The 12888-nt window shown below is 44.8% G+C and carries 12 protein-coding genes; 6 read left to right on the forward strand and 6 right to left on the reverse strand.

Features of this window, described 5'->3' with window-relative positions:
* Positions 1–278: 278 nt before the first annotated feature.
* Positions 279–761: a peptide-methionine (S)-S-oxide reductase gene (locus INR79_RS07995; protein WP_038123840.1), complete on the forward strand. Its 483-nt coding sequence runs from the start codon at positions 279–281 to the stop codon at positions 759–761.
* A 90-nt stretch (positions 762–851) separates the two neighbouring features.
* On the opposite strand, the gene INR79_RS08000 is transcribed toward INR79_RS07995, so the two are convergent.
* From INR79_RS08000 to INR79_RS08025, 6 genes are all read right to left on the reverse strand, one after another.
* Positions 852–1256 carry a GspS/AspS pilotin family protein gene (locus INR79_RS08000; protein WP_223096734.1) on the reverse strand — a complete coding sequence of 135 codons (405 nt, stop codon included), beginning with the start codon at positions 1254–1256 and terminating at the stop codon, positions 852–854.
* A 4-nt stretch (positions 1257–1260) separates the two neighbouring features.
* The gene (locus INR79_RS08005) at positions 1261–1557 is read right to left on the reverse strand and encodes a YciI family protein (RefSeq protein WP_004398618.1); all 297 of its coding nucleotides are present in this window, start codon (positions 1555–1557) and stop codon (positions 1261–1263) included.
* A 196-nt stretch (positions 1558–1753) separates the two neighbouring features.
* A complete protein-coding gene (locus tag INR79_RS08010) occupies positions 1754–3424 on the reverse strand; it encodes a metallophosphoesterase (protein WP_223096735.1) in 1671 nt (556 codons plus the stop codon).
* 192 nt (positions 3425–3616) lie between these two features.
* Positions 3617–4093, reverse strand: a complete 477-nt coding sequence (locus INR79_RS08015) for an NUDIX hydrolase (protein WP_223096736.1) — start codon at positions 4091–4093, stop codon at positions 3617–3619.
* Between the two features lie 53 nt (positions 4094–4146).
* Positions 4147–4596 (reverse strand): acyl-CoA thioester hydrolase YciA, encoded by a 450-nt coding sequence (yciA, locus tag INR79_RS08020; protein ID WP_223880394.1) that lies wholly within the window; start codon positions 4594–4596, stop codon positions 4147–4149.
* Positions 4597–4773: 177 nt separating this feature from the next.
* Positions 4774–5853 (reverse strand): PQQ-dependent sugar dehydrogenase, encoded by a 1080-nt coding sequence (locus tag INR79_RS08025; RefSeq protein WP_223096737.1) that lies wholly within the window; start codon positions 5851–5853, stop codon positions 4774–4776.
* 195 nt (positions 5854–6048) lie between these two features.
* Here INR79_RS08025 and INR79_RS08030 point away from each other — a divergent pair, with 195 nt between their 5' ends.
* From INR79_RS08030 to pheS, 5 genes are all read left to right on the forward strand, one after another.
* Positions 6049–6837, forward strand: coding sequence for a TetR/AcrR family transcriptional regulator (locus tag INR79_RS08030; RefSeq protein ID WP_223096739.1), 789 nt, complete (start codon positions 6049–6051; stop codon positions 6835–6837).
* A gap of 183 nt (positions 6838–7020) precedes the next feature.
* On the forward strand, positions 7021–9375 hold the full coding sequence (locus tag INR79_RS08035) for an efflux RND transporter permease subunit (protein ID WP_223096741.1): 2355 nt from the start codon (positions 7021–7023) through the stop codon (positions 9373–9375).
* 53 nt (positions 9376–9428) lie between these two features.
* Complete coding sequence (locus tag INR79_RS08040; RefSeq protein WP_004401276.1) at positions 9429–10208, forward strand: outer membrane lipoprotein-sorting protein; 780 nt, start codon at positions 9429–9431, stop codon at positions 10206–10208.
* A gap of 9 nt (positions 10209–10217) precedes the next feature.
* The gene (locus INR79_RS08045; protein ID WP_223096743.1) at positions 10218–11372 is read left to right on the forward strand and encodes a hypothetical protein; all 1155 of its coding nucleotides are present in this window, start codon (positions 10218–10220) and stop codon (positions 11370–11372) included.
* Positions 11373–11896: 524 nt separating this feature from the next.
* Complete coding sequence (gene pheS / locus INR79_RS08050) at positions 11897–12880, forward strand: phenylalanine--tRNA ligase subunit alpha (protein WP_004401280.1); 984 nt, start codon at positions 11897–11899, stop codon at positions 12878–12880.
* The last annotated feature ends 8 nt before the right edge of the window (positions 12881–12888 follow it).

A 12888-nucleotide genomic window follows, 5' to 3' on the forward strand; every position in this document is an offset into this window, starting at 1 on the left:
TGAGAAACGAATCCCCTTAATGATTTGAAAAAAGCTTGAGTACAAGACTCGAGTCTTCGAAATACCAGACCAACCTCAAGACAGTTTCCTTTCAATTATGGCTTAAAATTTCAAAAATTTAACTTTAAGACGCTGAAAGTGATTCATTTTTGTCTAAATAACAGAAGGTCGCCGTTTTAATGAGCAATTCAGGTGGAGGATTTGGATTATTCCTGCTGGCATAACAGGGTAGTGATCGAGTAAGGTTCATTGCAGAGCGAACAATTGAAACAATGCGAATGAAAAGAACGGAAGAAATTTATCTTGCAGGCGGTTGCCTATGGGGAGTTCAGGAGTTTGTCAGGCATCTGCCCGGTGTTGTCTCCACTCAGGCAGGTAGAGCAAACGGGAAAACGAATACCACGCAAAGTGAATACGATGGCTACGCAGAGTGCGTGAAGATTCTGTTTGAACCTGAGCAAGTTAACGTTACTCAGTTAATGGGCTATTTGTTTGAGATAATCGACCCGTATAGTGTGAATCAGCAAGGGGAAGATGTAGGGGAGAAATACCGTACGGGTGTTTACAGTACTGAATCGGCGCATCTGGAACAGGCAAAACGCTACATTAGCAACCGAAAAGACGCAGAAAAGATTGCGGTGGAAGTGTTACCACTGAACAATTTTGTTGCGAGTGACGACGAACATCAGGACAGACTAACCCGTTTCCCTAACGATTATTGCCACATTCCCAAACCTTTGCTTCATAAATACAAAACCTGAGCAGCGAGTGCTCAGGTTTTGATGTTCAGTGCAGTCATGCTTTCGAAAGCGCATGGCTCTACAAGCTAAATTACTTATCCCGAGTTCAGGTTACTTACTTTCGCAGGTTTCGATACCAACAGCCTGATCAACAATCAACTGACCGCGGGCATTGCGAAGCATCAAGCGGTAACGCACCCCTTGTTCCAGATTGGTTTTTACCTCGTTACTGGAACAGTAATAACGCACCGCATTGTGCATCAGTTCCTGAGGTGCAATTTTGCCTTGATCCTGGTTGTAGAGCATGAGTATTTCAACCACGCCGCCTTTTGAAGAAGCTTTCATGACGTTTAACGCGCCAAACTCTAATGGAAGGCCAGCAGAAAGCACGCTCGCGCGGTGCTGGGCAATCAGTTCAATTTGAGATTGCTTGTCGTCGGATGAAGCACAACCCGCCAGAAGCCCAATGGATAAAAGGGCGGTACCTGCAATTTTTGCAATTGAATATTTCGACATAAAGCTAGAACACTTTTTTGAATGGCTTGACGATAACTTTTTCGTAAACGCCCGCTTCGATGTAAGGATCGGCATCTGCCCATTGCTGCGCAGCTTCTAACGAATCAAATTCGGCGATAACAGTAGAACCAGTAAAGCCAGCCTGACCTGGGTCATTACTGTCTACAGCAGGCATTGGACCTGCGGTAAGCAAGCGACCTTCATCTTGTAATTTTTGAAGACGCTCCAAATGCTGCGGACGAACACTCAGGCGTTTTTCCAGTGAGTTCTCAACGTCCTGAGAAAAAATCACGTACCACATAGTAAGACTTCCCATTCCAATTGTTTCGGTTAGGGAGATACTAAACCGATTCAACGTAAAGATCTTGTTCTATAAAAGATATTTGCTTTTACTTGACGTAAAAGTGTGAGTTTCAACGAGAAAAGTTTTATAGATGAGTTTTACCGAATAACGCCCCATCATGATGTAAGGGGCGTTGAGGTGTTTTTAATTTGAATTATGGTGTGGACGGAAGTAGCTGTACAGGCAGACGAGAGACACCAGACACCTTGTCTGCAATAAAGTGATTGTAGGCACCATTCACATATTCTAAGCCCTGTACCCGACCTTCCAGTTCAAAGTTATCTTTATGATCAACGTCTGCGGCGATTACTTTGTAATTGTATAGGTACGAAGGTTTCTCAAATACGGTATGACCAATGATCACCTGCTCTGCATTGAACGCCGCCAACCCTTGCTCCAGACGTTCCTGCGAAAGGGACTCACGAGGCACAGAGCGATCCCAGTAAAGTCGTGAAGGGAGATAGTAGGCATCTTTAATCAGCTTACCTTGGTCATCATATCGGATGTATCCTGCGTCCATATGCTGACGCCCATATGGATTGATGTCGCTTAAAGGCAAGGTGTTGTTCTCTAGCGCAGTGATCAGATCGTTATTAAACCCGGCATGCACAAATAATGTGTCGCCAGCGACCTCCATGATGTTTTTAGAGCGAAGCCACTGACCAAGTACGGTATCTTTGTTGTGAAGCTCCAGGAAGGTTTTCCCCATTAAGCTGGCATTCTCAAAGTAACGGGCATTAACGTAACGGAAATCGCCATAGAAGTTCATCAAATCATGGTTGCCCAGAATAAAGTGAACATCACCGCCCATGCTCCTTGCCTGACCTTCTAGGTGATAGAAAAGCCATAAGCTTTCGGTAACGTATTCACCACGGTCAAACAGATCACCTAAGTGGTAAAGATGTCCAGAACCATAAGTCCAGTTGTAGTCTTCATCCATGATGCCCGCCTGAATCAGCATATACACCAATGCCTCGATGTTACCTTCCAGATCAGACGTAACAAAATACTCTGAAGGCTTGTTGTATTGGTATGCTGGTGGCGTGTAGTCGTCTCTCAGGTTAACTCGGAAACTGCCGAGCCCACCCGGCAAGTTAACGATAACTCTTGCTTTGGAGGCACTGTAGTAGGTTCTCTCTTTATGTCCTCGTTTATCCAATGTTTCTACGCGCACTTTGTCGTCAGATAAAAGCGTGACGTAAGGTCCATCAGGTTCGCCAAGATACTGGAATGTATCCGTTAGAGAGGCGTTAAACTGAACGTCATTCGTTGAATGATAAACCTGATTAAATACTGTCACCGCTATGGTGTTCTCACCTTCAACAAAGGCCTTAGCGGGCAACACAAATATGTTTTCGGCTTCTTCTCCATATTTGGAATAGCGAAGTGGCTTGGTGGTATTGGTGAGCACTTCATCTCTTTTTAGAAGAGGGGAACGAGCCACTTCCACACCGTTAACGTAGATAGCGGCGGCGTCATCAATCTTCATTTTCAGATAAACATCTTTCAAAGTCAGAATGTTGTTTACCTTAACGGTTTTACGGAAGTAGTAAGCGCTTGGTGTTTTGTCGGGAAAACTGAGAGTTTTGTAATCGGTCAGAGCGGTATTGCCGTCTGCCGGGTGGTCGTAACCGTAGGAGAAGATACCTTCTCCCTGTTTCCATGAGGTGTCGTTGAAGTCAGTTTGGTTCCAGTCCGAATCAGGGGCGTACCCCGTATCCAGATAACGCCATTCAGAACCATAATCGAATAGCATTTCTTTGTTGTCGTCACATGCTGTCAGGGTTAACACCCCCAAAAGCACGAACAAGTATTTAATAGACATCTGTGAGTATCCCTTCTTGTTATTTAAAACCCAGCCATACGAAAAGGCTTGGGCTAATTCGACCACAATGCTAGTTGCGGCATGCTTCATTCATATTAATTGTTCATGAATAAAGCGTTTAAATAACAAGGAGATATTGATCCGACTTTGGCAATGTAGCGCTCTAATCGTTACATTAAAGCACTCTTTTTCTTAAGCAGGGAGCTCATTAGCTTTTAGCAATTCTGTCGAATCTGGAATTTGTTTGAATTTCTTCTTTAAGATCGTAGGGTAAATGATCATCGAATCTATTTCGCTTAATGGGAACCAGCGAAATATGAGGTCATTATCTTCTTCTATCCCGGGGACTGAAGCACCAAATGGAATCGCCTCCGGAGTGTCCAGTTCAACAAGGAAGTAGTTACAAAGCTCGTGGTATTTTTGCTCTCGGTAAAGATAAAAGTTTTCCATATGCCACAGCAATCTTCTGACAGAAGAATCTAAGCCAATTTCTTCTTTTAGCTCTCGTGACAGGGTTTCATCGGAATGTTCGAAAAGCTCAACACGACCACCGGGTAATGACCAAAAATCATCTCGGCTGCTCTTATGAAGCAAGACATGGTCTTGATGAAATATTACGGCGGCACTGCGATAATTAAAGCGCGACCCTCCATATTGGTATGTAATCATAGTGTTCCCTGCTAAAAATGATGTAGTGCCTTATCGTATTGTCTCAACAGATCTTAGTTAGTAACAATCGGGCGAGGCTTTCCATTGCTGTCGATGGCGACATAGTTAAATGTGGCTTCGCACACTTGAAAACGATCTTTTACGCCATCTTCTTTTACGGGTTTCACCCATACTTCCAACTCTATACTCATGGACGTTCTACCAATTTTGGAGCATTCGCCATAACAACAAACCACGTCACCCACTTTAACGGGCTTTTTGAACGCAATACTGGAGACTGACACGGTTACGATGCGTCCACCGGAAATCTCTTTTGCCAAGATTCCGCCAGCCAAGTCAAGCTGAGACATTATCCAGCCACCAAAAATGTCGCCATTAGCATTGCAGTCGCTTGGCATGGCAAGTGTTCGGGTTAATAGTTGTCCTTTTGGTGTACTCACGACAAGCCACCATTTTGATAAGAAATATAAAAACGCATGGGTGTTCCAAAACAGCAGAGGCAAGTGCCTCATAAGGGGTAAAAATTAAAGGACGCGAATACTATCAGGAGAGAAGGCCTCAAACAATATTTAAGACCACTAGCAACAAGGGGTAGGAGGAGTGATTACCCCTGTTGCTCTATGGGTGTGAAGTCGATTGGTTACTTCATCAACTACCTGTTATTAAGTTAATTCATATATTTACTTTGAAGGTTCAACTCTGTAGATATTCCCGTTGTCGGTACTGAAATACAGGTGCTTACTAGGTGATATCGCGATTGCACGTATGCGCTCACCCAGATCTTCAAACAAGCGAACTTCACTAAAGCCGTTAGGATTAACCACATTGATGTGCGTGAGCTTTAACGCACCAATTAAGATCTTGCCATCGAGAGAAGGGTAGTGTTCACCTCGATAAAGAACCAAGCTGCTTGGTGCGATTGAAGGAACATACACTTTCTTCGGAGATTCAATGCCTTCTTTCTCTTTAGCATCTCCGACAGAAATGGGACCCCAATATTCCTTACCGTGAGACGTTACGGGCCAGCCATAGTTTTTGCCTTTCTGTATCAGGTTAATTTCATCGCCACCACGCGGTCCGTGTTCGACAGACCACAATGCACTAGTCTTTGAATCAAAATACAACCCTTGGGGGTTTCGGTGACCGTAGCTCCAAATTTCCGGTTTTGCGTTAGATGAGATGTCTGGGTTGTCGCTGGGTAATGAACCATCTAGCTTCAAACGAAGAATGGTGGCGGCATGATTTGTCACATCCTGACCATTTGGGCGTTCACCTCGATCACCCACACTGAAAAACAGGTGACCACTATTATCAAATGCAATTCGGCTGCCGAAGTGTCGGGTTGTGCTGGTGACTGAATCGGTAATCAGTAAGTCTGTCCAGTTGGTCAGCTCTGTTCCATTTAGTGTTGCTGAAGCTAACGTAGTGGCAGCGCCCCCAGACTGGTTCTTGCTATAAGTAAAATAAAGCGTGTTGGCGCTTTGAGGAGACACAGCTACGTCCATCAAACCGCCTTGACCTCTGGCGTAAACATCGGGCAAACCAGTCAAAGCTTTCGTGCTGCCATTATCTACATTCAGGATGTAACCTTTACCGTCTCTTGTTGTAGCAATCAGCGTTTGCTCGTCAATAAATGCTAGCCCCCACGGTACACCAGTCAGTTCTGCTATTTTCGATAACTCAAACTTCTCTTTAGCAACAATCGCTGGGTTTGCCAAAAATACAGCAGTAGCGATAAGCCAATTCACCTTCCTGACCATGCGAGTTTCCTTTTTCTATTTATCAGACGAATTAAATCTCATTAAATCATAAAAAACGCTTGCTATGTTTATCTAATAAACTATTATGACGAAGTGTCATAAATGACGTATCGTCATGAATTGTCGTCCTATACAGGAATACTGGACGTGATACAATGAGATAGGAGCAAGTGTAAATTATACGGTGAAAGACCTATGTTCGGTTTTGGTTGTAGTAAAGACAGTAAAAATGCGAAGTCGAAATGCGCTTTGTCGATGACGAAGAAGCAACAGGCTATTGCAAACAGAGAAATGGAACTGACGAAGTTAGCGGAAGAGCTGGTGAAAGAGCAAGGCTTTGCGAACTTCACTATGGATAAGCTTACTGCCCGTAGTCCATACTCTAAAGGTACTATCTACAATCACTTTTGCAGTAAAGAAGACGTGATCTTAGCGCTTTGCATTCATTCTTTGAAAAAAGAAGCCATGATGTTTAATCGGGCATTGACCTTTGATGGCAACACTCGAGAGAAAGTGATGGCAATGCATACAGCATATCGAATCTATGTTCGGTTAGAGCCCGTTTTATCAGACTGCGTGATTACCGCCAAAACACCATGGGTACTGGAGAAAGCATCACCTGAACGAGTGAAAGAGCTTAATGATCTGGAAGAGCAGGTTATTGATGGCGCTGACAAACTGGTTCAGAAAGCAGTAGAAGTCGGGGATTTGAAATACGGTCCAGGCTTAAGCTCTGATGCAATTGTCTTTGCGAATTGGTCGGTGGCATTTGGCTCGAACGCATTGGCGAAGAACTCTACTAACAGTTACTGTATTACCCGCTTGCAAGACCCTTTCTCTGTACTCCAGAATTCCAACATTGTACTGGATGGACTTCAGTGGAAACCATTGTCTACTGAGTGGGACTACCGCAAAACCTGTCAAAAGGTAGAGCAGGAGATATTTGCCGAAGAGATTGCCTACCTGGAATCAATCGGTCGATAACCCTATAAGCCCCAGATGAAACCCACGAAAGTGGGTTTATTTAGACTCTTCAGTGACGATTCGTCAAGAAAGACACGAGATTGCGGGATTATTCCGCAAATCGATCTAGCAGAGTAGATGAGACCAGCTTGAGCTGGTTTAATATTACAGATAAATGACGAAACGTCACAAACGGAGAGTGTGATGAAAGTTCAACAAAACCTTCTTACAAGGTTACTGAGAAGTCCTATTAGCCACACGCCATGGGTACTTCTTCTAACAACGATACTTTTGGTTGTCGCCACTATTGGCGGTAAAAATTTATATTTCCGAGGGGACTACAATATCTTCTTTGATGGAGCCAACCCACAGCTCCAGGCTTTTGAAGAGATTCAAGCTACCTTTAATAAAACCGATAATCTCGCCATTGTTATTGCACCCGCCGATGGCAATGTCTTCACTCCTGAAACTCTAAACCTGGTTAGAGACTTCACCGAAGATTCATGGCAAGTTCCGTTTTCTAGCCGAGTGGATTCTTTATCTAACTATCAGCATACCGAAGCGTTTGAAGACGATCTTCTAGTGGAAGACCTGTTGTTAGAAGACTATGAGCTAACGCAGGAACGAATTGAAAAGGTTAAGCAAATTGCACTTTCAGAGCCCGTTTTGCTTAAATCCGTTGTGTCTGAAAGTGGTGATGTCACCATAGTTAACATCACATTACAGCTGCCTAAAATAGACGAAACCGCGGAACTTATTCAGGTTGTCGCATTTGCCGATCAGCTGCTTGCGAAATATCAGGCGCAATACCCGAGCGTCACTTTCCATAAAGCAGGTATAGTGGCAATGAATGATGCCTTTATGGTCTCTGCCCAGAATGATACCTCCACACTGGTCCCGGCAATGCTAGCTGTGGTCTTGGTTTTCCTGACAATCATGTTGCGCTCTTTCCTAAGCGTGGTGGCAACGCTGGTGGTTATCATTGGTTCTGTCACGGCAACCATGGGATTGTCTGGCTGGGCGGGCATGTTCCTCAGCACGGCTACAGTTAATATCCCCACACTCGTACTGACTCTTGCCGTGGCGGATTGTGTTCACGTCATTGCGACAATGCGTCAGGCAATGTTGGAAGGTAAGAGTAAGTCTGAAGCCATTTCTCACAGTATCTGGCTGAACTTCATGCCAATTCTGATTACTTCGGTAACGACGGCAATCGGCTTCTTAATGATGAATATGTCCGACTCTCCGGTGCTTCGTGACTTTGGTAATCTGGCGGCTCTGGGTGTGATGATCGCTTGTATTCTGTCGGTAACTCTACTGCCAGCACTATTGAAGGTGTTGCCAATTAAGGTCAAACCTCAAGCTCAAAACAAAGCGACTTACATGGACAAATTTGGCGCATTCGTTGTCCGTCAACGTAAAGTGCTGCTTCCACTTTCCGTGGTTGTCATCGCAGTATCCGCTGCGCTGGTTCCACAAAACAAAATCAACGATGAATCAGTGAAGTATTTCGACCAGACCAGTGCGTTCCGTCAGGCAGCGGACTTCATGGAAGAACATATTTCTGGCATGACCAATATCAACATCGCGATTAAGACAGGCGAGTCTCAGGGTATTGCTGACCCTACATTCCTGACTACTCTGGGTGAATTTACAGACTGGCTGCGCGCTCAACCTGAAACTGATCATGTTGCGTCTCTGGCGGATGTGTATAAGCGCCTGAATAAGAACATGCATGGTGACGACCAAAGCTACTACACACTTCCTCAGGAAAGAGAGCTGGCGGCTCAGTACCTGTTGATGTACGAGATGTCATTGCCATATGGCTTGGATCTTAACAACCAAATCAATGTCGATAAGTCTTCAGTCAAATTGGTGCTTACGACTCGAAATCTGGGCAGTAAAGAGCTGGTAGATATTGAAAACCGTATCTATGACTGGTTTGCGACCAACGCACCGCAATACGACATTTCTGCTTCGAGCCCGACCTTGATGTTCGCTCATATTGGCGAGACCAACATGGCGAGTATGTTGTCCACATTGCCAATTACTCTGATTCTGATTTCAGCACTCATGATATTCGCGCTTCGCTCTTTCCGACTGGGTGTGATCAGCCTGGTTCCAAACATGGCACCTGCCGTGATCGGATTTGGTATGTGGGCACTGTATTCCGGTGAAATCAATCTTGGTCTTTCGGTAGTTGTGACTTTGACTCTGGGAATCGTGGTTGACGATGCCGTGCATTTCCTTAGCAAGTACCAACGTGCACGTAAAGAAGGCAAAGACGCCGAACAGGCCGTTCGCTACGCCTTCAACACAGTAGGTCGGGCACTTGGTATTACCACGGTCGTCCTTGTCGCAGGCTTCTCTATTCTTGCGATGTCCAGCTTTAGATTGAATGCCGATATGGGGCAGCTTAGCGCGTTAGTGATTTTCCTCGCGCTGGTGGTGGACTTCTTATTCCTGCCAACACTGCTAATGCTGTTTGACAAAGACAAGGCACCGGCAGAAGACACCAAAGAAGCCATTTCTCTGAACAAGACAGAAACCGTCTCTTAATAATTTGAATTTCACGGGTGAAGAGATTCACCCGTCAGTAAAAGGAATGAATGATGAAAATGAAATACACCTCTTTACTACTGGCTGGCTTACTCATGTCGGGCAACGTACTTGCTGATGCAGTAAAAGGAATGGAAATCGCTAATGAAAGAAAAGCAAGAGATACAGGTTGGGGCGATTCGGTAGCAACAATGAGCATGATTCTGAAAAATGCACAGGGTGAAAGCAGCACACGCCAGATGCGCTTGAAATCGCTTGAAGTCGACGGAGACGGAGACAAAGGACTGACCATTTTTGATGAGCCACGTGACGTGAAAGGCACGGCATTTCTGAACCATTCACATACAACAGAACCTGACGATCAGTGGCTATATTTGCCAGCGTTGAAACGAGTGAAACGCATTTCTTCCAGAAACAAGTCAGGTCCGTTTATGGGCAGTGAATTTGCCTATGAAGATTTAAGCTCGTTTGAGCTGGAAAAATACAAGTTCAACTATATTCAGGACGATATGGTGGATGGCGAACCCGTATTTCTTCTGGAGCAAATTCCGACAGATAAAAACTCAGGCTATACCAAACAACTCGTATGGTTAGACAAGGTCCACTATCGCCCGTTGAAAGTGGAGTTCTACGATCGTAAAAGTGCGCTTCTGAAAACTCTGACGTTCTCAGAATATCAAGTGTATGAAGATCAATACTGGCGTGCACACAAAATGCTGATGGTGAACCACCAGTCTGGTAAAAGCACCATTCTGAATACTGAAGAAATGGCGTTCAGAAATGGGCTGGACGATGGCGATTTCTCCAAAAACACGCTTAAGCGCGTTCGCTAAGGACGGTTTATGAAGTTAAGAATCGCAGCCGCCTTATCGATGCTTGTTGGGTTACCTGCTTTTGCTGAACTGGCTGGGCAGGTGAACCTGGAGCACAGGCAGTTTTTCCACGAAGGATTGGACGGTCAAGGAAAAGAGCAGACATCCCTAGTGCTAAAGCCTCAATGGTACTGGACGACCGAATCAGGAGATGGCGAATGGAGCTTTACCCCATTTGCTCGCTTTGACAGCATGGACAGTGAACGTACTCATTACGACATTCGAGAACTTCAATATCTGCATGTATTTGAAGATTTCGAAGTGAGGGCAGGCATAGGTAAGGTTTTCTGGGGAGTCACGGAATCGGCGCATTTAGTCGATGTGGTCAATCAGTCTGATGCCGTTGAGTCTTTGGATGGTGAGCAGAAACTGGGACAACCTATGGTTCAGTTTACCTTCGAAAGAGATTGGGGAATCGTGGACGCACTTGTCTTACCCTATTTTAGGGAGAGAACCTTTGCTGGCGAAGATGGACGATTGAGGTTACCTGTCTCAGACGATGCCTTGTACGAGTCTTCTAAAGAGGAAAAACACGTCGATTTTGCGTTTCGATATTCTCAAATGTTCGGAGACTGGGATGTAGGGTTGTCTTACTTCAACGGAACGAATCGAGATCCATACTTTAGAAAGGTAAATGGTGAATTTAAACCGTATTACGCGCAGATGTCTCAAGTAGGTCTGGATGTTCAGGGGATCGTAGGTGACTGGCTTTGGAAACTGGAAAGCATTTACCGGGACAGCGATGACAACCACACCGGTGTTGTTGCGGGTTTTGAATATACCTTTGTTGGTATAGCTGAATCCGACTGGGACGTGGGAGTGATTGCCGAATACCTGTATGACTCTCGCGGTAACAACGCGCAAAACATAGGACAAAATGATGTGTTTTTTGGTACTCGTCTTGTCGCTAATGACGCAGAAGGAACAGAGTTTCTTATTGGAATGACTCAGGACCTGGATAACAGTGATGTCTATAACGGAAGGGTAGAAGCATCTAGCCGTATCAATAATCAGTGGAAATGGCGTGTTGATGCCTGGCTACTACAAAACGATACACCGACAGACTTGCTGTATTTCGGTCGACAAGATGATTTTGTGGAACTGTCACTTGAATACTATTTTTAGTTAAAGTAGCTGAAAGATGACAAAACAAAGCCGGGCATTGCCCGGCTTTTGTGTTTTGCGAGTAAGACTATGTAGCCTTGGCTACATAAATAATGCTAGTTCATACCTAAAACTTTTCAATCGTATTTGGATCAAATTCGCTTTAAATCTGAGCTACTGATTAAAGACTTGACCATTAGTTGGCAATTTGTGAGCAGATTAAAATCGGAATGATCACCGTGTTGATTTTTCTCATTTTTGAGTATGGTGTTCTTCCGTCGAGTTACTCAATGCTGATTGATTAGTCTTAACCAGGAAATCATGAGATTTGAGATGTATTGGCTGAAATACGCCTCTAAAGCTTCTTTTTTGATGTTTTTTCATCCGTAAAGCCAATGATCGCAGATTAGGGTTTGGATTTGAGCATCGCTTTGATTACTATGTAGAGCTATTTGAAAATACCCAAGAATCCCATCAGGGAAACCTTACGGACACTACCACTTATGACGACTCCTTTGAGGGAAGCATAGGTAGATGAGGAAACGATGCAACATCTAGAAGAGATCATTGCTAATGCGGGCTCAGCCATCGACGCTGCCGACTCGCTTGTCGCACTTGATGAAGTGCGTGTTCAGTACCTTGGCAAAAAGGGTGAGCTAACTGCTCAGCTACAAAGCCTGGGTAAATTGCCACCTGAAGAGCGCCGCAGCGCTGGTCAGGAGATCAACAAAGCAAAAGGCGTAGTTCAGCAAGCTATCGCAGCAAGAAAAGACGCACTTCAACGTGCTGAACTTGAAGCGAAACTAGCGGCAGAAACTATCGACGTGACTCTGCCAGGTCGCCGCATTGAAAATGGCGGTCTGCACCCAGTAACTCGTACTGTTGAGCGTATTGAGAAGTTCTTTGGTGAACTTGGCTTTAACACCGAGTCTGGTCCTGAAATTGAAGATGCTTTTCATAACTTTGATGCATTGAATATTGCAGAAGATCACCCAGCGCGTACTGACCACGACACATTCTTCTTCAACCCTGATCTAATGTTGCGTACTCACACGTCTGGTGTACAGATTCGTACAATGGAAAACGGCAAACCACCTTTCCGTTTCATCGCTCCGGGTCGTGTATACCGAAACGACTACGACCAAACGCATACACCAATGTTCCATCAGGTGGAAGGTATGCTGGTTGACGAAAACGTAAACTTCGCTCAGCTAAAAGGCATCCTGCACGATTTCCTATGCAACTTCTTTGAAGAAGAAGTGGAAGTGCGTTTCCGTCCTTCTTACTTCCCGTTCACAGAGCCTTCTGCTGAAGTAGACGTAAAAGGCAAAAACGGTAAATGGCTAGAAGTTCTGGGCTGTGGCATGGTTCACCCGAACGTACTTCGCTCTGTAGGCATCGACCCTGAAAAATACTCTGGTTTCGCATTCGGAATGGGTGTTGAACGTCTGACTATGCTTCGTTATGGCGTAAACGACCTGCGTGCGTTCTTCGAGAACGATCTTCGTTTCCTTAAACAGTTCAAGTAATCCAGAGG

Source organism: Vibrio sp. SCSIO 43132, assembly GCF_019904195.1.
Lineage (GTDB): Bacteria > Pseudomonadota > Gammaproteobacteria > Enterobacterales > Vibrionaceae > Vibrio > Vibrio nigripulchritudo.